Below are 20,033 nucleotides of genomic sequence, written 5' to 3' on the forward strand. Positions count from 1 at the left end.
GACTAAATCTGGGTTCCGGCTCGCATCGGCACGAAGCGAACCGCATCAAGTTCTTCACGACGCCAAGCAGCCTGTCCGGTGCGTTCCACCAAAACCAGGCGCTGTTGTGTCGTACCTTCGGGAGCGATCAGTCGCCCCCCCACTGTTAATTGTTCCAGCAGGCTTCTCGGAATGACCGGGCCGGCTGCCGCCACAACAATAGCATCATATGGCGCCGCCGCCGGGTAACCTTGCATTCCGTCACCAAACATTATGCGTGCCCGTTGCGACAGGCCCAGTTGGCGCATGTGGTCACGCGCCAGATCGCACAGGCCTTTGATGCGTTCTACGGCATACACTTCTTTTACTAATTGTGCCAAAACAGCGGCCTGATAACCACACCCGGCCCCCACTTCCAGCACTTTACTCGGTATTTTATGGTCGCATACCAGGCTGATCATGTGGGCCACGACCCACGGCTGAGAGATGGTCTGCGCAAAGCCGATAGGCAGGGCGTCATCTTCGTAGGCCCGACTGGCCAGACCCTGATCGACAAACTGATGGCGCGGCACCGCCTGCATGGCGGCCAGCACCCGTTCATCAGTGATACCCTGTCGGCGCAAGCGCTCGATCATCATGCCACGCGAGCGTTCCGAGTTCAAACCCAGATTGACACTTGTTGACACTTGTGCAGACAACACCACCGTCGGTGCGGGTTGTAACTGACCGCGCTGCACAATACGGGTATTGCTGTTGGTGGCCGACAGACCACTGCCCAGGCTGGATTTTCCAAACCGGTTGCGTGTTCCGTCCGCAAAAGGATAGCGCTTGCCTGGCTTACTTGTCATTGCACCCAGTCCCGCAAACCCGCCAGCTGCTCGTGATGAGTCAAGTCGGCACGCAAGGGAGTAATAGAAACGGCCCCTTGCTCGACAGCACCAAAATCTGTTCCCTGCTCACTATCGGATACCCCGCCAACGCGACCAATCCAATAGACCGGCTCTCCATAGGGCGTCTGACTCTTGACTACCGGCTCCGAGGGATGCCGCTTGCCAAGACGGGTCACCTGCATGCCCTTGAGCGCCTCATAAGGCAGACACGGAATATTCACGTTCAGCAAGGTATTGGCCGCCAAAGGACGCTGCTGGCAGCGCTCGACCAAATCGCGCGCCACGCGGGCAGCACTGTCCAGATTCTTCCAGCCGCGCTCGATCAGGGAAAAAGCGATGGCGGGAATACCGAACAGATGGCCTTCCATCGCTGCGGCAACCGTACCCGAATACAAGGTGTCATCACCCATATTGGCGCCATTATTGATGCCGGACACAATCAGATCAGGACGAAAATCCAGCAAGCCGGTCAGGGCCACGTGGACACAATCGGACGGTGTACCATTGACAAAATAAAAACCATTGTTGGCCTGGCGCAGCGACAAGGGACGATTCAACGTCAGGGAATTGCTGGCACCGCTGCAATTGGTCTCGGGTGCAATGACAGTGAGCTCGCCCAGTCCTTGCAAAGCTTCATACAAAGCCTCGATACCGGCTGCCGTGTAGCCATCATCATTGGAGACCAGAATACGCATGCTTTACTTTTCCGTTAAAAATCTAACAGGGGCAACAAATTGTACCCGCTGCCTTTGGTATTTTGCTGCAAGGCCGGTAGAATCCGCGCAACAATAATTGTGGAGCTCGATCCTCATGAACGCCGTTTCTTTTGCCGTGGCCGCCCCGCTGGTCGCTCTCTTGTCCTATTTGCTCGGCTCCTTGCCGTTTGCCGTCATCGTGAGCAAGATCATGGGCTTGCAGGACCCGCGCACCTTTGGTTCGAAAAATCCGGGAGCCACTAATGTACTACGTAGCGGCAATAAAAAAGCAGCCATTCTGACCTTGCTGGGCGACGCGTTCAAGGGCTGGCTGGCTGTCTTTCTGACCCAACAAGCCATCAGCAATTGGGGCTGGGCGCCTGCCTTGCTGGGAATCAGTGCCTTTTGTGCCTTTCTAGGTCACCTGTACCCGGTCTTTCTGGGATTCAAAGGCGGCAAAGGTGTGGCCACCGCACTGGGGGTCATTTTAGCGCTGCTGCCCTGGATGGCGCTGGCCACCGCCCTCACCTGGCTGATCATCGCCTATGTCAGCCGCTACTCTTCGCTGGCCGCCCTGGTCAGCGCGATCTTCGCCCCTTTGTATTACCTGCTCGGCGCCAAGGTCGTCTGGCCCATGAATACTTCCATTGCCACCGCTCTGGTCCTGATCAGTGCCTTTTTACTGTGGCGTCACCAGGAAAACATCCGTCGCCTGATGACCGGCAAAGAAAGCAAGATCGGCGCCAAAAAGAAGTAATCTTCAGGGCTTCAGCTGGGACACGGACTGATTGACGCAGGCCAGATCCCAGCGAGGTCGGATGGCAAAGCCATGCTGACTATCGTCCAGGCGGGCCAGGCCATGCTTGACCCGCATCGCCGCCGCAAAAGCAATCATGGCCCCGTTATCGGTACAAAACTCCAAGGGCGGAAAAAATACCTCGCCCTTCAGACGCGCCACGGCCTTTTGCAAATAGCCGCGCAAATGACGGTTGGCGCCCACCCCTCCGGCCACCACCAAGCGCTTCAGACCAGTTTGCTTCAAGGCCTTGATCGCCTTGGCCGCCAATACATCCACGATGGCCGCTTCGGTGCCAGCAGCCAGATCTGCACGTTGCTGTTGCGTTACCCCTCCCTCCTGCGCCTCCAGCTTGCGCAAACGAGTCAGCACGGCAGTTTTCAGGCCACTAAAGCTGAAGTCCAGCTCTTTGCTGTGCAACATGGGCCGCGGCAGCTCGTACACCGTGGCATCGCCTTGCTCGGCCAGGCGCGACAAGGCTGGCCCACCGGGATAGCCCAAACCCATCAGCTTGGCGCTTTTATCAAAGGCTTCACCAGCCGCGTCGTCCAGCGTTTCGCCCAGCAGCTCATACTGCCCCACCCCGTCGACGCGCATCAGTTGCGTATGCCCGCCCGACACCAGCAAGGCCACGAACGGAAATTCCGGTCGCGGTTCTGCCAGAAGCGGCGAGAGCAAATGGCCTTCCAGGTGATGGATGGCAATGGTGGGTTTTTTCAGTGACCAGGCAATCGACTGCGCCACGCTGGCCCCGACCAACAAGGCGCCCGCCAGCCCGGGACCGGCGGTGTAGGCAATGGCATCGACCTGATCGAGTTGCATCTGACAGGAGGCCAGGACCTGACGAGTCAAGGGCAGGACGCGGCGGATATGATCGCGAGAGGCCAGCTCAGGCACCACACCACCGTATTCACGATGCATGGCAATCTGGCTGTGCAAGGCATGGGCCAACAGGCCCTGTTCCGTACTGACCAGCGCCACGCCGGTTTCATCGCAGGAACTTTCAAATCCAAGAATATTCATGGCACTTATTTTAGCCTGCTGTATTGGGGAAAACAGGAATTTATCCCTTCCTTGAAACCAGCCGATAGTATCGGGGTTGTGCCGATACATCGCATAAAAGGGGGGGACGCAGTGGCACACTCGTGGTTAAAATCCCGCATCGATACACTCACGCTCCGATCGCCTAATAATCACAAGGAGGCTGCCCATGTTTGAACGTCTCTTCAAACTCGCTGAGCACGGCACCAACGTTCGCACCGAGGTCCTGGCAGGTATTACTACCTTCCTGACCATGTCCTACATCATTTTTGTGAACCCAGACATCCTGTCGTCCACCGGGATGGATCGCAATGCCATCTTTGTAGCGACCTGCCTGGCCGCCGCTCTGGGCACCTTCATTATGGCCTTTGTCGCGAACTGGCCCATCGGCATGGCACCGGGCATGGGCCTGAACGCCTTTTTTGCGTTCACTGTGGTCGCAACCCTGGGCTATAGCTGGCAACAGGCACTGGGCGCCGTGTTTATCTCGGGTGTCATCTTCCTGATCCTGACGGTGACTGGCATCCGGTCATGGCTGATCCGGGGCATCCCGAAATCCCTGCAAAGCGCGATTGCCGCCGGTATCGGCATGTTCCTGGGCCTGATCGCCCTGATGAACTCGGGCATCGTCGTCGCCCACCCCGCGACCAAGATTGGTCTGGGTGATCTGACCCAGCCCGCGGCCCTGTACGCGATTCTGGGCTTCTTTATCATTGCTGCCCTGGATGCACTGATGGTACGCGGTGCGATCCTGATCGGTATTCTAGCTGTGACCATTCTGTCCATGCTGACTGGTCATAGCGAGTTTGGCGGCGTGGTCTCCGCGCCTCCGTCGCTCATGCCCACCTTCATGCAGCTGGACATCATGGGCGCCCTGCACACGGGTTTTGTTCACGTGATTCTGGTGCTGGTTCTGGTTGAGGTATTTGACGCTACCGGCACCATGATCGGGGTTGCCAAACGTGCCCGTCTGATCGAAGAAGGCAAACCCAACCGTCTGGGCCGCGCCCTGCTCGCTGACAGTACCGCCATTGTGGCCGGCTCCATGCTCGGCACCAGCAGCACCACCGCGTATGTCGAGAGCGCCTCAGGCGTGCAGGCCGGCGGCCGCACGGGCCTGACGGCCTTGACCATTGGCGTACTGTTCCTGCTGGCGCTGTTCTTCTCGCCGCTGGCCGCGACCGTTCCCGGTTACGCCACCGCCCCCGCCTTGCTGTACGTAGCGTGCTTGATGATGCGCGAAATTACCGAAGTGAAATGGGATGACATGACCGAGGCTGTGCCTGCTGCGCTGGCCGCCTTGACCATGCCGTTCACCTACTCCATTGCCAATGGTCTGGCCTTTGGCTTTATCAGCTATGTGATCCTGAAGCTGAGCACGGGCCGGTGGCGCAGTATTCACCTGGCCACGCTGATTGTTGCCATCTTGTTTGTGATCAAGTACGCAATCGCTACGGAATGAAAAACCTTACAGCAAATTCGTCTGGCGCTTTAGGGCTGTCTGGAAAACGAGTACACTGATCGCATGTTTAACGAAGCGGCTGAACACCATCAGCCGCTTTTTTATTGCGGAGGCTCCCCCATGAGCATCGTCGAACTGAACGAAGAAACATTCCAGGCCGCCGTGGAAGACGGCAAGCCACTGATTATCGACTTCTGGGCGCCCTGGTGCGGTCCATGCCGCCAATTTGCCCCCGTCTTTGACGCGGCAGCGGCCAAGCACCCGGATGTCACGTTTGCCAAGGTCAACACCGAGGAAGAGCAGGAGCTGGCCGCGGGCCTGCGTATCCGCTCCATTCCCACCTTGATGGTGTTTCGCGAGCGCGTTCTGCTGTTCTCGCAGGCCGGCGCCCTGTCGGCGGCCCAGCTGGACGACCTGGTCGAACAAGTCAAGGCGGTGGACATGGAAAAGGTCCACGCTGAAATTGCCGCCCAGCAAAACCAAGAGCCTGATCAAGCCTGATCGGCTTCCCAACAAGAAAAACGCCAGACATGCAGTCTGGCGTTTTTTTGTCTGCAGCAAGCCTACTCGCAGTTCTCCAGCTCAATGATGGCAAAGCCCCGCCGTTTGATTTCGTTCTCTACCGGCGCCGAAGCGATTTCCGTATGGCAAAAACGGCATTCACGCGAGGTGAAAGTCTCCACATTCACCCCTTTGGCCGCCAGATAACGCTGGCCATAACTTAACACCTTGTCCATATCCTTGGCGTCGTCACTGACCAAAATATCAAAGTGCATGCGACGCCCATCAGGGCGCACCACATAGGTATCAAACACCGCAATCTTCATGACAAACCCTTTTCAGCAAAAAACTCAGTAGGTACACGTCGGCCCGCAAGATGCAGAACCATTCTTGTCCGCGACCGCTTGTGCCTCCTCCCCTTTCTTATCCTGTACAGGAGTATTTCGGGCAATCAGCTGACCGACAAAGGCCCCCAGACGTAAATCATCCAGATGCCCCAGCTCTTTCAACGCCAGCTTGCCGTCTCGATCAAAGATGATCGTTGAGGGCGTCCCCCCCAAACCCCATGCCTTCATGGTACGCGGCAAGGGGCCGGTGTCTGAGGGCTGGTCAATGGCGATGGGAAAATTCAAACGGTACTCGTGAACAAAAGCCTGCAAAGCGGCAGGCCCCATCACATCGAGGTGCTCGAACACGCTATGCAAACCGATGACGCGCAGATCATCACGCGAAAACAGAGTATCGAGTTTTCTGGCTTGTGGCAGGCTGTTGATGACGCAACCAGGGCAAAGCATCTGAAAGGCGGTGACGACCACTACCCGGCCCCGCAAGGACGCCAGGCTTAAAGGTGCCGAGGTGTTAAACCACTGGCTGGCATGGATTTCATAAGTCATGACGTACCCCCAATGCAGACTGGACCCAATCGAACCCACTGGCCGGATAAGGACGTAAAAGGAATCACAGAGAGGTAGTATGGCCACAGACTGGACGGCACAGAGAGACAATCGTCTGGAAAAGATACCTTTTCGTCCAGAAAACCGCAGCAGACGCTCTAGCGACAACAGACCAGAGCCAGTCTGCCGTAAAGCGATCATTTATGCCTGTTCGACAGGCTCGCATTCACCTTGGCCGCGCGTCATATTGATAAAGGCTTGCTGAAAGTCTGCTTGATGCCCGAGCGGCAGATTCAATAGCCAGCGCACGCCTTCTGCATCGAACTGCTCGTCCTGAACCTGAACGCCAAAACTGTCGAAACGGGATTGCACCAGGGCCAGATCGGCAAATGAACAGCGGCAGCGCAAGGCGGCCATGGGAATCAGTTCCTGCTTGTCAGCAAGACGCAAACATTGAGCGGCGACGCCGCCATAGGCACGCACCAGGCCACCCGTGCCCAGCTTGACGCCCCCAAACCAGCGAATGACCAGCACCGCGACGCGGTCGCAATCCTGGCCTTCTATCGCTTGCAAAATGGGACGCCCGGCTGTGCCGCCGGGTTCGCCATCATCGTTAAAGCGGTATTCAGACCCGATCTTGTAGGCCCAGCAATTATGCGTGGCATCGGGCACACCCCTGGCCTGAAAGAAGGCCAAGGCTTGGCTGGCACTGTCGACAGGCGCAGCCAAAGCCAGAAAACGGCTTTTTTTGATGTCCTGTTCGAAGCTGGTGGGCTCACGCAGGGTAAAGACCGCCACCCCTAGCCTCAGTCCTGTTCGCGACTGGCCAGGTAGTCTTCATAGCCGCCGCGGTAATCCACCAGACGGCCTTCGGGCATCACTTCGATAATGCGGGTTGCCACACCGGAGACGAACTCACGGTCATGGGACACGAAAATCAGGGTGCCTTCAAACTTTTCCAGGGCCATCTGCAAGGATTCGATCGATTCCATGTCCAGGTGGTTAGTCGGTTCATCCAGCAACATGACATTGTGACGGCCCAACATCAGGCGGGAGAAGGTCATGCGGTTTTTCTCGCCACCGGACAGTACTTTCACAGGCTTGATGATGTCGTCGGCTGAAAATAGCATGCGGCCCAGTACGGAGCGCAAAGACTGATCATCGTCGCCGGCCTGACGGAACTGACTGATCCAGTCAAATACATTGTCGTCCGTATCGAACTCATCCGAGACGTCCTGCGCCATATAACCGATATCGGCATTTTCGGACCAGACCACCGAACCACTGTCGGGGGCCAGATCGCCGGCCAACAAGCGCAACAGGGTCGTCTTACCCACGCCGTTCGCACCCACAATCGCGATTTTCTCGCCCGCTTCAATCATGGCAGAAAAATTCTTGATGACGGGATGGTCATAGGATTTGCTCAAACCCTCGACCGTCACCGCCAGGCGGTGCAAGACTTTTTTCTGCTCAAAACGAATAAACGGGTTTTGGCGCGATGAGGGCTTGACCTCGATCGTGTCCGCCTTGAGACGACCAATCTGCTTCAGACGCGAGGTAGCCTGGCGGGATTTGGACTTGTTGGCCGCAAAACGACGCACAAAGTCCTGCAGTTCCCCTATGCGTTCCTTGGCCTTGGAATTGGCTGCCAGCACACGCTCGCGCGACTGCACCGAAGCCAGCATGTAATCGTCGTAGTTGCCGGGATAGACACGCAGCTCGCCGTAGTCCAGGTCGGCCATGTGGGTGCAGACCTGGTTCAGGAAGTGACGATCGTGGCTAATGATAATCATGGTGCTCTGATAGCCGTTGAGCACATCTTCCAGCCAGCGGATGGTGTTGATATCCAGGTTGTTGGTCGGTTCGTCCAGCAGCAGGATATCGGGATTGGAGAACAGGGCCTGAGCCAGCAGCACGCGCAGTTTCCAGCCCGGCGCAATTTCGCTCATGGGCAGTTGATGCTGTTCGACCGGAATTTCCAGGCCCATCAGCAATTCACCGGCCCGGCTCTCGGCGGTATAGCCGTCGTACTCGGCAAAACGGGCCTCCAGCTCGGCGGCCTTCATATAGTCTTCTTCAGTGGCTTCCGGATTGTCGTAGATGGCATCACGCTCTTGCATGGTGTTCCACATCTCGGTGTGGCCCATCATGACGACATCCAGCACCCGCTGGTCTTCGTAGGCAAACTGGTCCTGACGCAACTTACCCAGACGCACGCCGGGGTCCAGCGATACATTACCCCCACTTGGCTCCAGGTCGCCGCCAATGATTTTCATGAAGGTAGACTTGCCCGATCCATTGGCACCGATCAGGCCGTAGCGGTTGCCTCCGCCCAGTTTGACACTGACGTTTTCAAATAAAGGCTTGGCACCAAACTGGATCGTTAAATTAGCGGTGGAGATCACGTAAACGTACTTTGAAAAAGGTTGAGTTCAACCCACTAGTGTATCAAGCAGGCGCGAAATCCGTTAGTGCTCGTGCTCATCGAGGACCAGATAAGCCATGCCATCCTCGGTGGCCAGACCCACTTCCTGCCCAATAGGCAGACTAACCTTGACCTCCACATGGCCATAAGGTAGTCCCGTTACGACCGGAACCTTGACGGTTTCACGCAACCAGCGCACCACCGACTCCATCTCGAAGCCGTTATCCGAAGCTCCTGTCTTGTAGGCAGTGAAACGACCCAACACCACCGCCATTTGACGGTTCAGCACGCCGGCATGCCAAAGCTGTGTCAACATGCGCTCGACCCGGTACGGAGCTTCGCCCACATCTTCGAGAAACAGGATTCCGCCATCCACCTGCGGGAAATACGGGGTGCCCAGCAAGGAGCAAACCAGGGCCAGATTGCCGCCCCACAGCACACCGTGACCGTCGACCGCATCCGAATCCTCGGACTCAAAACTGAACAACTCCAACTCGCCACGCATCAACTCACCAAAGAGCTCGGTGGTCAGTTCATCCGTTTCCTCTCCGCCAAAATCCGCAATCGCAGTAGGCCCGGTGTAGCTGATGGCGCCGGTCTGGGCAAGCAGCGCTAAATTGAAGGCCGTGAAATCCGACATGCCCACAAAACGCTTGCCACTATCAGCCACCGCACGCCAATCGATCTGACCCAATATGCGGCTCAGGCCGTAGCCACCTCGCGTGGCCATCACAATGGGCTGAGGCTGCTGCAAGGAGCGCTGCACGGCGGCCAGACGCTGAGCGTCCGTGCCGGCAAAGCGTTCGTGGACGGCCAGGGCATCGGGGTCGATATCCACGGCAAAACCCTGTTGCTTCAGTCGTTGACTGGCCAGCTCCAGCCGTTGGGGTTCCATGAGGTGCCCAGAGGGCGAAAACAGGTAGATGCCCGAGCTGTCCGGCTGCCCACACTGGCATTGGCCATGCTCGTGGTGATGATGGTGAGGGTCGTGCTCGGGGCTGCTCATGATTAACCTTGATAATAAAGTGTTTGTTATTTTAGCCAGACTACGGTGCGCCATCCACCAAGGATTGGCCTTGCTGACCCTGCTTTTGCAACTTCTTTAGCTCGCGCCGTTGGCGAAAGAAGTCGCGCAAAGCCTGAGCGGCCTCGTCGGCCATCAGCCCACCTGTCACCCGGGTGTGATGATTAAGCGTGGGATGCAAATGCAAGGACTCCACGCTGCCGCACACCCCGGTCTTGGGATCAGCCGCCGCCCACACCACCCGTGACAGGCGCGCATGCATCAAAGCGCCCAGGCACATCATGCAAGGTTCCAGGGTCACGAACAAGCTCGCTCCGGGCAGGCGGTAATTACCCACTTTACGCGTTGCCGCCCGCAGAGCCACGATCTCGGCATGCTGGGTGGGATCATGATCGCAGACAGTGCGATTGGCACCCACGGACAAAAGTCTGCCGTCTGCATCCAGCAAGACTGCACCGACCGGCACCTCTCCCAGGCTCGCTGCCTGCCGCGCCTGCTCCAGGGCCAAAGCCATGGCCTGGGCATCACTCAAAACCTCACTCTGCGTTTGCGGTGGTAAGCTAGTTGGCATCGTCATATCCATTGCGTTATTCAAACCCTCTCAGCCCAGCAAAAGGGGCATTTTACTGTCTATGCGCAACACTCCCGATTCTCACGCTATTTTGCGTGTCCGAGGCCTGAGCAAACAATACGCAAACGGGCATCAAGCCCTGCACTCATTGGATCTGGATATCTGGCGAGGCGAGATTTTTGCCTTGCTCGGCGCCAACGGTGCGGGCAAAACCACCCTCATCAGCATTATCTGCGGATTGGTCAATCGCAGCAGCGGCACCGTGCAGGTCGATGGCGCCGACAATGTGAGCGACTACAAACGCGCCCGCCAGAAAATTGGCCTGGTGCCACAAGAGCTTAGCGCGGACTCGTTCGAGACGGTCTGGAACACGGTCAACTTTAGCCGGGGCCTGTTTGGCAAAGCGCCCGATCCGGCTCTGATTGAGCAGATTCTGAAAGACTTGTCCTTGTGGGACAAAAAAGACAGTCCCCTGATTACCTTGTCGGGCGGCATGAAACGGCGCGTCCTGATCGCCAAGGCGCTCTCGCACGAACCTGAAATCCTCTTTCTGGATGAACCCACCGCTGGCGTGGATGTGGCTTTGCGCCAAGGCATGTGGGCCCTGGTCAAACGACTGCGCAGCCAGGGCGTCACCATTATTTTGACTACGCATTACATTGAAGAGGCACAGGAGATGGCCGACCGTATCGGTTTTATCAATAAAGGCTCGCTGCAATTGGTGGAAACCAAAGACAAGTTGATGCGTCGCCTGGGCGGCAAAACACTGCTCCTGAATCTGGCTGAGCAGTTGGTCGCCCTGCCCGCCTCCTTGGCCGGCCTGGGTCTGCAAGCGGCCGCTGATGGCATGAGTTTGTTATACCCCTTGGCCAATCGCGAGCAGGACCATGATTTGAGCGCCCTGTTGGCGGCAGTGGGACAGGCCGGCTTGCGAATTACCGACATCCACACCCGGGAGCGCAGTCTGGAAGATATTTACGTTGAGTTTGTAGGGGCACAGTCATGAACTGGTACGCCATCCTGGCCATTTATCGCTACGAAATGTCACGCACCCGTCGCACCCTGCTGCAAAGCATTGTGGCGCCCGTGATCTCGACTGCCTTGTATTTTGTGGTGTTTGGTGCGGCCATTGGCCATCGCATCAATGAGATTGGCGGCATCTCTTATGGCGCATTTATCGTGCCCGGGCTCACCATGCTGTCCGTGCTGACCCACAGCGTCTCGAACGCAGCCTTCGGCATTTACTTTCCGCGCTTTACCCGCAATATTTACGAGATCCTGTCGGCCCCCATCTCCCATTTTGAGATTACCCTGGCCTTTGTCGGCGCTGCGGCCACCAAATCGCTGTTTCTGGCCGCCATCATCCTGATCACCGCGCGGCTCTTCGTCCCTTATGAAATTGCCCATCCGGTCTGGATGCTGGCCTTTCTGGTGCTCACCGCCCTGACCTTCAGCCTGCTGGGCTTTATTATCGGCATATGGGCCGACAACTTTGAAAAGCTGCAATTTGTGCCCATGCTGATCCTGACTCCCCTTACCTTTTTGGGCGGCACCTTCTACGCCATCGACATGCTGCCCCCATTTTGGCAAAAGCTGACCTTGCTCAACCCGGTCCTGTACCTGATCAGCGGTTTTCGCTGGAGTTTTTTTGATCTGGCCGACGTCAATGTCTGGCTCAGCCTGGGCATGACACTGCTGTTTTTAAGCCTTTTTCTAGGCGTAGCGGCCTGGATATTCAAGACCGGCTACCGACTCCGCCCCTGACAGACCGGCCTCAACGCTACTAGGGGAAAAATCCGGTGCCTGCCTGTCCTGGCAGGCACGATAAAACCTACTTTTCGGGCGCTGGCAATACAAAAAAAATATATAGAAACTCAAAAATCGGCTAAGCAAGTATTAAGAAAGTCGAATCCTGAGAAAATACCGTAAATTATTAGCCCATTAACAATAATTAACGCACTTGATAACGCTAAAATTTTTTCCATCAGTCTAGAAAAATCAAGTGTTTATATAGCCTGTTTTTTTGACACAGGACAATATTGACAGTAATAACAAGCCTAAATACTATCGAAAAGTCATTTCAACGATTTTTCGGAATAGATCCTCATGGATATCAGCTTGTTATGCTCGCAAGGCCGTGTTGCGGACCGCACTGACAATACCTTGGCAGGCTCCCGCTATACAGCACAGCATCTTGCGGCCTTACTGGGCAAAAAAGAAATTACAGTCGGTCAGCTCAGCCCGGCTGAAAAAGACAAATGGCCCGAAAGTCTGGATAAAGCCCGTCCACACTTGGAAAAAATGGCCGCTGCCCTCAGCCAGGAGCTCAGCAAGAACAAGCGGGTCATCCTGACCACCAGCACCTGTCCCACCAGCCTGGCCACCATTCCTGAAGTCGTAAAAAAATATCCTGATATCAAGCTGCTTTGGTTTGATGGCCACGGCGACTTCAACACCCCTACCAGCAGCGATTCGGGATATCTGGGTGGCATGGTGGTCAGCGCCGTCTGTGGAGTCTGGGACGCCGAGCTGGATGCCACCATCCCTCCCGAGAACGTGATTATCGTCGGCGCCCATGATATCGACGCTGCCGAGCAGATCCTGCTGGAGCAGCACCGCGTTCGCGTCATCCCACCCGCCCACGTAAAGCCCGAGACGATTCTTCCGCTGATTGGGGACTCGCCAATCTGGATTCACGTGGATTGGGATGTGCTGGAACCCGGCAACGTGCCCGCCGAATACAAAGTCAAGGGTGGAATCACCCTGGAGCAATTGCGCGCCATTTTCCGTGCCCTGCCGATTGATCAGGTCAAAGGTCTGGAGCTGGCCGAGTTCAGCGCGCAGGACGACGACAACCAGCCGTGGCTAAACAATATTGAAACCCTCGTCACTGACTTACTGAACTAGTCTTGCTGTCACACCGCCCCGGGAGGAGAGAATGTTGATTTCACAGCAGGATCTGCACGAGAAGCTGCCGTCAATGCAGGCGTGGGAAAACACAGCATGGAATGAAATCGAGCAAAAAATACAAAATCCCGATTTCCCCTGCATCTTCAGTCTGAAAGCATGGAAAATCCAGTCCCTCTATCTGGTGTTCTGTCATAAAGGATCACCCGGCAACGAGTATGAGGATTTTATTCAGGGCCTGAAGTCGTATTCCGAGTTCATCATCACCACCCCTGAAAGCGAGCGGCTGTTCAATCCCTTGCTCGTGGTTTTCTCGCCGGATTTTCACGATGGCCACAGCCTGCTGGCCCATGGTTGGGAAGCACTCAATCACGCGCATCGCCATGATCCCTCCCCTTGGCCGGACAGCGTCTCTCGCAACCCCGATGACGCCAGCTGGAGCTTTTGTTTCTGCGGGATTGAATACTTTATCAATATGAGCTCTCCGGAGCACATTCAACTGCAAAACCGAAACCTGGGCTCTCATCTTGTATTCGTGATCAATGCACGCCGAAACTTTGATCTGGTTGCCAATGGGCAAACACCCGATGGCCAAGCCACCCGTACACGGATCAGGGACCGGGTCGCCGACTACAACCAGGGTTTCAGACCGGTGGAACTCGGTTCCTACGGCACCGTCGAGAATCTGGAGTGGAAACAATACCAACTTTCAGAACCGCAGGTACCGCGTCCGGCCATCTGCCCTTTCACACAGAAAAAAACGGGAGAAAATTTTGCCTAACAATGACAAAAACAAAGGCCTGATAGAGCTCTTGCTCGCCATGATCATGATGGGCACAGTGGGCCTGTTCGTTATCGAATCGGGTCAAAATGCCTACAACGTCGTCTTTTATCGATGCCTGCTGGGCTCGGTTTTTCTGCTGATCTACTGCCTGGCGAGCAAGAAATTCAGCGATAGCCAGCTTACGGCCCGAAACCTGATGCTCATTATTGCCAGCGGCATATTCCTGGTCTTTAACTGGGCTTTGCTGTTCGAGTCCTTCAAGGTCGCCTCCATTTCGACCTCCACCACGATCTACCACACCCAGCCCTTTTTCTTTTTGATCATCTGGTCGGTCATCTTCAAGGAAAAGACCGAAAAATCCAAACTGTTCTGGATGCTTATTGCGTTTGTAGGGGTAGCGCTGGTCGCCGATCTTGCCCAGACCTACGACTCGCTGTCCTTCGCCCAACTATGGGGAACACTGCTGGCTCTTTCCGCTGCCGTGTTATGGGCCTTGTCCGCCGTCCTCGTCAAGTTCCTGTCTCAGATTTCGCCGTTTATCGTCACCCTGATACAGCTGGTGGTAGGAATTTTCGTGCTTTTCCCCTTTGCCGAACTACAGACTGTGGGAACGATCACCCCGACTCAATGGGCCTGTCTGGTCACGCTCGGCCTGGTGCACACCTGCTTGACCTATGTCTTGATGTACTCGTCCTATAAAAAACTGCCGGCCAGCACCATTGCCATCATGACGTTCATCTACCCGGCCGTCGCCATCTTCATTGACTATCAGTTCTACGATCAAAGCCTGAACGGTTTCCAAATTGCCGGGATTTTCATGATTTTCCTGAGCAGCTATGCCTCCACGCAGAATTTGAAGTTCCCCTTCAAATTATTCAGCCGTCAAGAAACACAATAAACCCTCTCATCCCTATGACAATCCATCATTCCATTCTGGACACGATCGGCAACACGCCCATCGTCAAACTCAACAACACCGCCCCCGAAGGGGTTGAGCTTTTCGTCAAACTTGAATCGTTCAACCCGGGTGGGTCGGTGAAGGACCGGCTGGCCCTGTCGGTCATCCTGGACGCGGAGGCCAAGGGTGAGCTCAAGCCCGGAGACACCATCATCGAATGCACCTCGGGCAATGTCGGGATCGCGCTTGCCATGGTGGCCGCCGCACGCTGCTACAAGTTCATCGCCGTCATGGGGGATAACTATTCAATGGAACGCCGCAAACTGATTCGGGCGCTGGGCGGCGAGGTCATTCTGATTCCGGGGCATCTGGGCAGCAGCGGCGGCAATAAAATCGCGGATGAGCTGGCCCTAGAAAATGGCTGGTTCCGGCCCCGGCAATTTGAAAACCCAGCCAATCCCAGTTATCACCGCATGACGACCGCCTCCGAGATTCTCAGTAACTTCGCCGGCAAACGACTGGACTATCTGGTGACGGGTTTTGGAACCAGCGGAACGCTGACCGGCGTGGGGCAAATGCTGAAGCTGGCTCGACCAGACATCAACATTGTCGTGGCCGAGCCCGAGAACGCCCAGATCCTGGCTAAAGGTCACTGGGAAGTCCATCAGATCCAGGGCTGGACGCCGGATTTTGTCCCCAGCTTGCTCGATCGCGATGTCATCGATTCGCTGGTAACGATCACTGGGCAACAAGCCCTGGAAACCGCCCGGCTCATGGCCGCCAAGGAAGGAATTCTGGTGGGCATTTCGGCGGGCGCCACCATTGCGACAGCAATGCGACTGGCTCAATCTGCGGCACCTGGCAGTGTCATCCTGGCTATGGCTCCCGATACCGGCGAGCGCTATCTCAGCACCGAACTGTTCAATGAGCTGGGTCAGCTGGAAACCGACCCTGGCATCCGATACTGGGAATCGGCCCTGCAAACCCTTGAAAACAGCGAGGCCTGATCATGAGCACCGCCTTGAGCGCCAACACCGAAACAGTCCGCATCAATATTGACAGACTGTGGGACTCACTGGAAAAAATGGCCGAAACCGGCCCAGGCATTGCTGGAGGCTGCAATCGACAAGCCCTGACCGACGAAGACGATAAAGGACGCAAGCTGTTCGTAGAGTGGTGTCAACAGGCCGGTCTGTCCGTTACGGTCGATCAAATGGGTACCCTCTTTGCGAGTCGGCCCGGCAGCGACCCGCAGGCAGCTGGCATCTATATTGGTTCTCATCTGGATACCCAACCGACGGGCGGGAAATACGATGGCGTCCTGGGCGTATTAAGCGGTCTGGAAGTAGTACGCACCCTTAATGATCATGGCATCAGTACTCAACGCCCGATCGTCATCAGCAACTGGACCAACGAGGAAGGCTCCCGCTTCGCCCCCTCCATGCTCGCCTCAGCCGTCTTTGCAGGGGTCTATTCCTTGGAGTATGCACATGGCCTGAAAGACCAGGCGGGCATCACGCTTGGCCAGGAACTGACGCGTCTGGGCTGGCTAGGGTCAGAACCTGTGGGCAAACGCACGATGCACGCCTATCTGGAATACCACATCGAGCAGGGCCCCATTCTGGAGGCTCAGCACAAAACGGTGGGGGTGGTCACGCACTGTCAGGGCCAATCCTGGCTGGAGGTGACCTTGACGGGACGTTCAGCTCACACCGGCTCCACTCCCATGACCATGCGCGCTAACGCCGGTTTGGCGATGGCACGCATTATCGATGCGGTCGACCACATTGCCATGGCCCATCAGCCCAATGCAGCCGGCTCCGTGGGGCAGATCAAGGTCTATCCCAACTCCCGCAACGTTCTGCCCGCCAAAGTCATCTTCACCATCGATATACGGGCGGCAGACAAACATAAATTCGACCGGATCTGCACTTTGGTCAGGGACAAAATCCGCGAGATCAGTCATGCCCATGGCGTGGCCTTCTCCATTGAAAAAATAGGCCACTACGATCCTGTCGAATTTGATGCTGGCATGACGGGAATCATTCGCCAGGCTGCTGAGGACATGAACTATCCACACATGGATATCACGTCGGGCGCCGGACACGACGCCACCTGGATTGCCCGTGTGGCGCCCACCGCCATGATCTTTTGTCCTTGTGTCGGCGGCGTCTCCCATAACGAATCGGAAGCGATTTCCCCGGAATGGGCGCAGGCGGGAGCCAATGTCCTGCTGCAAACCGCCCTGCAACTGGCCAATACCTAAGGTGCCCCCACGGGCTTCACCGCCCGACCGGCTCCTCCAGGCCGCTCAGTCCAAAGGCAGCAAGCAATGCATAAAGCGTGCTTGCTGCCCATATTGCCGAAGCTTGTTTTCCAGGACCGCGGGCTCCATGCCCTGTACAGGCTGATACCCCCGTTTGAGCCAATAGCCGACCGACGGCCCCAACGACACCAAACTACCCCGACGCAACCCCCGTTGCCGCGCATACTGCCGGCCGGTACGCAGCAGCGCCCCTGCAATGCCACGGCCCTGTCCATGGCGTCGCACGGCACAATCGTGAACGAACCATTGATCGGCCAGCGAAGGCAACTCTTCAAGCGTGTCTCCCAGCGAGGGAGGTAACAGCCCTGCCCAGGGATAAGACACCAGATACCCCTGCAATTGACCGTCCCGGTCACGTGCTACCCAACAACTCTCGGGGGACAGATCCAGACGGTTCTGATAAAAGTGGCGGTCTTCCAGAATATCTGCGTCATACACATCGGCCTGAACGTCCAGCACCTGGTCCAGGTCGTGCAAACGCATTAACTCAATCTGTAAGGTCATAACAGCTACACGGCGGCCCAACATCACCACCGTGCCAATTCACTCGGTTTAATCGCGGAAGTTATCGTACTGCAAGGGCAGTTCCACATCGGTCTGCTTCAACAAAGCGATGGCCGCCTGCAAATCATCCCGCTTTTTGCCGGTAACGCGCAGCTTCTCGCCTTGAATCTGGGTCTCCACCTTAAGTTTGGCATTCTTGATGGCGGCAATCAGCTTCTTGGACGTAGGCTGATCCAGCCCCTGACGCACCTTCACTTTCTGACGCGCACCTGCCACATTCTCCAGCACCTTCTCGGTTTCCAGACAGCGCACATCAATGCCACGGGCGGCAATACGGCCACGCAGAATCTGCATCATCTGCTCGAGCTGAAAAACGCTGGGAGCCGACTGCAAAATCGTGGTTTCATCCTCAAGTTCAAATTTGGCATCCGTACCTTTGAAGTCAAAACGGGTGGCCAGCTCGCGGCTGGCCTGTTCGACTGCGTTACGCAGCTCGTGCGTGTTGACCTCGGATACAACGTCAAAAGATGGCATTCCTAACCGTCCTGTTCCATAAGTGCCTACAGGCCGCCCGAAGCGACCTGTGTGCTTTTTAAATAACGCCGGCCTCAGTCCGAAGCGACTTGCTTGGCCTGCTGACGCAGCGCGAATTTCTGTATTTTACCGGTTGCCGTTTTGGGCAATTCCATAAAACTGAAATATCGCGGTATTTTAAAGCCAGCCAGGTGTTGCCGGCAATGCGCGCGCAACTCCTCGACCGTGACCTGGGCGCCAGGGCGCAGTTCGACATAGACATGCGGCGCTTCGCCCCAGCGCTCGTCGGGCTGGGCAACGACGGCCGCCGCCTGCACCGCCGGATGCCGGTACATGACATCCTCAATTTCAATGGAGGAAATATTCTCGCCCCCGGAAATGATGATGTCCTTGCTACGATCCTTGATGCGCACATAGCCATCGGGTTCACACACCGCCAGATCGCCAGTATGAAACCACCCCGCTCCCAGGGATTCCTGGGTAGCCTCGGGGTTTTTCAGATACCCCTTCATGGTGATATTGCCGCGGAACATGATCTCACCCATGGTCTGACCGTCTGCCGGAACCGGCTGCATGGTTTGCGGGTCCAGAACCTTGACCGCCCCTTGCAGGTGATAACGCACCCCCTGTCGGGCGTTGCGCTGCGCGCGCTCCTGGATGCCCAGCTCATTCCAGGGAGCGTGCTGCGCACAGACGGACGCCGGACCGTAGGTTTCGGTCAGCCCATACACATGGGTCAGCGCAAAACCCATGCGCTCCATGCCCTCGATCATGGTGGCCGGTGGAGCCGCACCCGCCACCATGGCGGACACGCCTTTGGGCAAACGAGACTTCAGGGTTTCATCGGCATTGACCAGCAAGGAGTGCACGATGGGCGCGCCACAGTAATGGGTAACACCGTAATCGACCATATTGTCGACCATGGCCTGCGCTTCCACTTTACGCAAACAGACATTCACACCGGCACGAGCCGCGATCACCCAAGGGAAAGTCCAGCCATTGCAATGGAACATGGGCAAGGTCCACAAGTAAACGGCATGCTTGGGCATGTCCCACTCCAGCACGTTGGACAGCGCCCCCAGATACGCCCCCCGATGATGATAGACCACGCCTTTTGGCTTGCCCGTTGTGCCACTGGTGTAATTCAGGGCAATCGCGTCCCACTCGTTGGCCGGCAGTTGCCAATCGTAATCTGGATCTCCACCATCCACAAACGCTTCATAAGTTTGCGAACCGATCCCTTCGGCCCCTTGGTCGAAATAGGGGTCCACCACATCAATGACCAGGATGGGCGCTTTGCTCTCACGCAGGCTCAAGGCTTCCTTCATGACGGCGGCAAACTCGCTGTCGACCAGCACGGCCCGTGCTTCACCATGATCGAGCATATAGGCGATGGTACTGGCATCCAGACGGGTATTGAGCGTATTCAAAACGGCACCACACATGGGTACGCCGAAATGTGCCTGCACCATGGGAGGCGTGTTGGGAAGCATCACGGCCACGGTATCGCCCTTGCCGATGCCGGCCTTGGACAACGCGCTGCCCAACTGACGGGTGCGGGCATACAGTTGCGACCAGCTCATCTTGATACCGTCTTGGGCGGGCCCGTAAACCAGAGCCGGGTAGTCAGGGTAGACAAAAGCACTGCGCTCGATGAAATCCAGCGGCGACAAAACACGATAGTTGGCGTCTGTCTGGGGCAAATCCTGATCGTAAATACTCACCACAAAGTCTCCAAAAAAGGGCGGTCTAACCGAAATTCACGGTGGTCCGTCTGATAATTGCGCTCTTACATTAGCTGGA

The 20,033-nt window shown here is 56.5% G+C and carries 22 protein-coding genes; 10 read left to right on the forward strand and 12 right to left on the reverse strand.

Features of this window, described 5'->3' with window-relative positions; all coding sequences use genetic code 11:
* Window positions 1-2 precede the first annotated feature (2 nt).
* Complete coding sequence (locus tag VF694_RS01150; protein ID WP_003799633.1) at window positions 3-827, reverse strand: protein-L-isoaspartate(D-aspartate) O-methyltransferase; 825 nt, start codon at window positions 825-827, stop codon at window positions 3-5.
* Window positions 824-1,564 carry a 5'/3'-nucleotidase SurE gene (gene surE / locus VF694_RS01155; RefSeq protein ID WP_003799631.1) on the reverse strand — a complete coding sequence of 247 codons (741 nt, stop codon included), beginning with the start codon at window positions 1,562-1,564 and terminating at the stop codon, window positions 824-826. Before surE ends, VF694_RS01150 begins: the two co-directional genes overlap by 4 nt.
* Window positions 1,565-1,679: 115 nt before the next feature.
* On the opposite strand from surE, the gene plsY reads away from it, so the two are divergent.
* Window positions 1,680-2,321, forward strand: a complete 642-nt coding sequence (gene plsY, locus VF694_RS01160; RefSeq protein WP_440163543.1) for a glycerol-3-phosphate 1-O-acyltransferase PlsY — start codon at window positions 1,680-1,682, stop codon at window positions 2,319-2,321.
* 3 nt (window positions 2,322-2,324) lie between these two features.
* On the opposite strand, the gene tsaD is transcribed toward plsY, so the two are convergent.
* Window positions 2,325-3,383 carry a tRNA (adenosine(37)-N6)-threonylcarbamoyltransferase complex transferase subunit TsaD gene (tsaD, locus tag VF694_RS01165; protein ID WP_426345070.1) on the reverse strand — a complete coding sequence of 353 codons (1,059 nt, stop codon included), beginning with the start codon at window positions 3,381-3,383 and terminating at the stop codon, window positions 2,325-2,327.
* A 187-nt stretch (window positions 3,384-3,570) separates the two neighbouring features.
* Between tsaD and VF694_RS01170 the strand changes: the two genes are divergently transcribed.
* Together VF694_RS01170 and trxA are read left to right on the forward strand one after the other, a co-directional pair.
* On the forward strand, window positions 3,571-4,863 hold the full coding sequence (locus VF694_RS01170; RefSeq protein ID WP_440163545.1) for an NCS2 family permease: 1,293 nt from the start codon (window positions 3,571-3,573) through the stop codon (window positions 4,861-4,863).
* A gap of 120 nt (window positions 4,864-4,983) precedes the next feature.
* A complete protein-coding gene (gene trxA, locus VF694_RS01175; protein WP_039943056.1) occupies window positions 4,984-5,364 on the forward strand; it encodes a thioredoxin in 381 nt (126 codons plus the stop codon).
* A 62-nt stretch (window positions 5,365-5,426) separates the two neighbouring features.
* Here trxA and VF694_RS01180 read toward each other — a convergent pair whose 3' ends face one another.
* From VF694_RS01180 to tadA, 6 genes are all read right to left on the reverse strand, one after another.
* Window positions 5,427-5,690, reverse strand: coding sequence for a DUF2024 family protein (locus VF694_RS01180; protein WP_003799622.1), 264 nt, complete (start codon window positions 5,688-5,690; stop codon window positions 5,427-5,429).
* A gap of 24 nt (window positions 5,691-5,714) precedes the next feature.
* On the reverse strand, window positions 5,715-6,257 hold the full coding sequence (locus tag VF694_RS01185) for a peroxiredoxin family protein (protein ID WP_440163547.1): 543 nt from the start codon (window positions 6,255-6,257) through the stop codon (window positions 5,715-5,717).
* A 201-nt stretch (window positions 6,258-6,458) separates the two neighbouring features.
* Window positions 6,459-7,055, reverse strand: a complete 597-nt coding sequence (locus VF694_RS01190) for an IMPACT family protein (RefSeq protein ID WP_003799618.1) — start codon at window positions 7,053-7,055, stop codon at window positions 6,459-6,461.
* A gap of 8 nt (window positions 7,056-7,063) precedes the next feature.
* Window positions 7,064-8,662, reverse strand: coding sequence for an ABC-F family ATPase (locus VF694_RS01195; RefSeq protein ID WP_003799616.1), 1,599 nt, complete (start codon window positions 8,660-8,662; stop codon window positions 7,064-7,066).
* A gap of 63 nt (window positions 8,663-8,725) precedes the next feature.
* Window positions 8,726-9,688 carry an LD-carboxypeptidase gene (locus tag VF694_RS01200; protein WP_059317570.1) on the reverse strand — a complete coding sequence of 321 codons (963 nt, stop codon included), beginning with the start codon at window positions 9,686-9,688 and terminating at the stop codon, window positions 8,726-8,728.
* Window positions 9,689-9,728: 40 nt separating this feature from the next.
* Window positions 9,729-10,277 carry a tRNA adenosine(34) deaminase TadA gene (gene tadA / locus VF694_RS01205; RefSeq protein WP_051010390.1) on the reverse strand — a complete coding sequence of 183 codons (549 nt, stop codon included), beginning with the start codon at window positions 10,275-10,277 and terminating at the stop codon, window positions 9,729-9,731.
* A gap of 61 nt (window positions 10,278-10,338) precedes the next feature.
* On the opposite strand from tadA, the gene VF694_RS01210 reads away from it, so the two are divergent.
* The 7 genes from VF694_RS01210 to VF694_RS01240 all read left to right on the forward strand — a co-directional run bounded on the left by VF694_RS01210 (window position 10,339) and on the right by VF694_RS01240 (window position 17,132).
* Window positions 10,339-11,283, forward strand: coding sequence for an ABC transporter ATP-binding protein (locus tag VF694_RS01210; RefSeq protein WP_003799613.1), 945 nt, complete (start codon window positions 10,339-10,341; stop codon window positions 11,281-11,283).
* Window positions 11,280-12,041, forward strand: coding sequence for an ABC transporter permease (locus VF694_RS01215; protein WP_003799612.1), 762 nt, complete (start codon window positions 11,280-11,282; stop codon window positions 12,039-12,041). Before VF694_RS01210 ends, VF694_RS01215 begins: the two co-directional genes overlap by 4 nt.
* A 342-nt stretch (window positions 12,042-12,383) precedes the next feature.
* Window positions 12,384-13,184, forward strand: a complete 801-nt coding sequence (locus tag VF694_RS01220) for an arginase family protein (RefSeq protein ID WP_003799611.1) — start codon at window positions 12,384-12,386, stop codon at window positions 13,182-13,184.
* Between the two features lie 34 nt (window positions 13,185-13,218).
* A complete protein-coding gene (locus tag VF694_RS01225) occupies window positions 13,219-13,965 on the forward strand; it encodes a YqcI/YcgG family protein (protein WP_165477513.1) in 747 nt (248 codons plus the stop codon).
* Window positions 13,958-14,866: a DMT family transporter gene (locus VF694_RS01230; protein WP_003799609.1), complete on the forward strand. Its 909-nt coding sequence runs from the start codon at window positions 13,958-13,960 to the stop codon at window positions 14,864-14,866. Before VF694_RS01225 ends, VF694_RS01230 begins: the two co-directional genes overlap by 8 nt.
* 14 nt (window positions 14,867-14,880) lie before the next feature.
* Window positions 14,881-15,873, forward strand: a complete 993-nt coding sequence (gene cysK / locus VF694_RS01235) for a cysteine synthase A (RefSeq protein WP_003799608.1) — start codon at window positions 14,881-14,883, stop codon at window positions 15,871-15,873.
* 2 nt (window positions 15,874-15,875) lie between these two features.
* Complete coding sequence (locus VF694_RS01240; protein ID WP_440163552.1) at window positions 15,876-17,132, forward strand: Zn-dependent hydrolase; 1,257 nt, start codon at window positions 15,876-15,878, stop codon at window positions 17,130-17,132.
* A gap of 45 nt (window positions 17,133-17,177) precedes the next feature.
* Here the strand turns inward: VF694_RS01240 and VF694_RS01245 are convergent, their stop codons facing one another.
* From VF694_RS01245 to VF694_RS01255, 3 genes are all read right to left on the reverse strand, one after another.
* Window positions 17,178-17,696: a GNAT family N-acetyltransferase gene (locus VF694_RS01245; protein WP_237714391.1), complete on the reverse strand. Its 519-nt coding sequence runs from the start codon at window positions 17,694-17,696 to the stop codon at window positions 17,178-17,180.
* A gap of 48 nt (window positions 17,697-17,744) precedes the next feature.
* On the reverse strand, window positions 17,745-18,230 hold the full coding sequence (locus VF694_RS01250; RefSeq protein WP_003799603.1) for a YajQ family cyclic di-GMP-binding protein: 486 nt from the start codon (window positions 18,228-18,230) through the stop codon (window positions 17,745-17,747).
* Window positions 18,231-18,304: 74 nt separating this feature from the next.
* Window positions 18,305-19,957: an acyl-CoA synthetase gene (locus VF694_RS01255; RefSeq protein ID WP_003799601.1), complete on the reverse strand. Its 1,653-nt coding sequence runs from the start codon at window positions 19,955-19,957 to the stop codon at window positions 18,305-18,307.
* Window positions 19,958-20,033: the final 76 nt, after the last annotated feature.

It is taken from the genome of Alcaligenes sp. Lyrl_28 (genome assembly GCF_051948705.1).
Classification (GTDB): domain Bacteria; phylum Pseudomonadota; class Gammaproteobacteria; order Burkholderiales; family Burkholderiaceae_B; genus Alcaligenes; species Alcaligenes ammonioxydans.

Coding starts and splice junctions, on each gene's coding strand:
- VF694_RS01170 (WP_440163545.1), top strand. CDS start 3,571: ATGTTTGAACGTCTCTTCAAACTCGCTGAGCACGGCACCAACGTTCGC.
- trxA (WP_039943056.1), top strand. CDS start 4,984: ATGAGCATCGTCGAACTGAACGAAGAAACATTCCAGGCCGCCGTGGAA.
- VF694_RS01180 (WP_003799622.1), bottom strand. CDS start 5,690: ATGAAGATTGCGGTGTTTGATACCTATGTGGTGCGCCCTGATGGGCGT.
- VF694_RS01185 (WP_440163547.1), bottom strand. CDS start 6,257: ATGACTTATGAAATCCATGCCAGCCAGTGGTTTAACACCTCGGCACCT.
- VF694_RS01150 (WP_003799633.1), bottom strand. CDS start 827: ATGACAAGTAAGCCAGGCAAGCGCTATCCTTTTGCGGACGGAACACGC.
- surE (WP_003799631.1), bottom strand. CDS start 1,564: ATGCGTATTCTGGTCTCCAATGATGATGGCTACACGGCAGCCGGTATC.
- VF694_RS01245 (WP_237714391.1), bottom strand. CDS start 17,696: ATGACCTTACAGATTGAGTTAATGCGTTTGCACGACCTGGACCAGGTG.
- VF694_RS01215 (WP_003799612.1), top strand. CDS start 11,280: ATGAACTGGTACGCCATCCTGGCCATTTATCGCTACGAAATGTCACGC.
- VF694_RS01200 (WP_059317570.1), bottom strand. CDS start 9,688: ATGAGCAGCCCCGAGCACGACCCTCACCATCATCACCACGAGCATGGC.
- VF694_RS01240 (WP_440163552.1), top strand. CDS start 15,876: ATGAGCACCGCCTTGAGCGCCAACACCGAAACAGTCCGCATCAATATT.
- VF694_RS01210 (WP_003799613.1), top strand. CDS start 10,339: ATGCGCAACACTCCCGATTCTCACGCTATTTTGCGTGTCCGAGGCCTG.
- VF694_RS01250 (WP_003799603.1), bottom strand. CDS start 18,230: ATGCCATCTTTTGACGTTGTATCCGAGGTCAACACGCACGAGCTGCGT.
- tadA (WP_051010390.1), bottom strand. CDS start 10,277: ATGCCAACTAGCTTACCACCGCAAACGCAGAGTGAGGTTTTGAGTGAT.
- VF694_RS01220 (WP_003799611.1), top strand. CDS start 12,384: ATGGATATCAGCTTGTTATGCTCGCAAGGCCGTGTTGCGGACCGCACT.
- plsY (WP_440163543.1), top strand. CDS start 1,680: ATGAACGCCGTTTCTTTTGCCGTGGCCGCCCCGCTGGTCGCTCTCTTG.
- cysK (WP_003799608.1), top strand. CDS start 14,881: ATGACAATCCATCATTCCATTCTGGACACGATCGGCAACACGCCCATC.
- tsaD (WP_426345070.1), bottom strand. CDS start 3,383: ATGAATATTCTTGGATTTGAAAGTTCCTGCGATGAAACCGGCGTGGCG.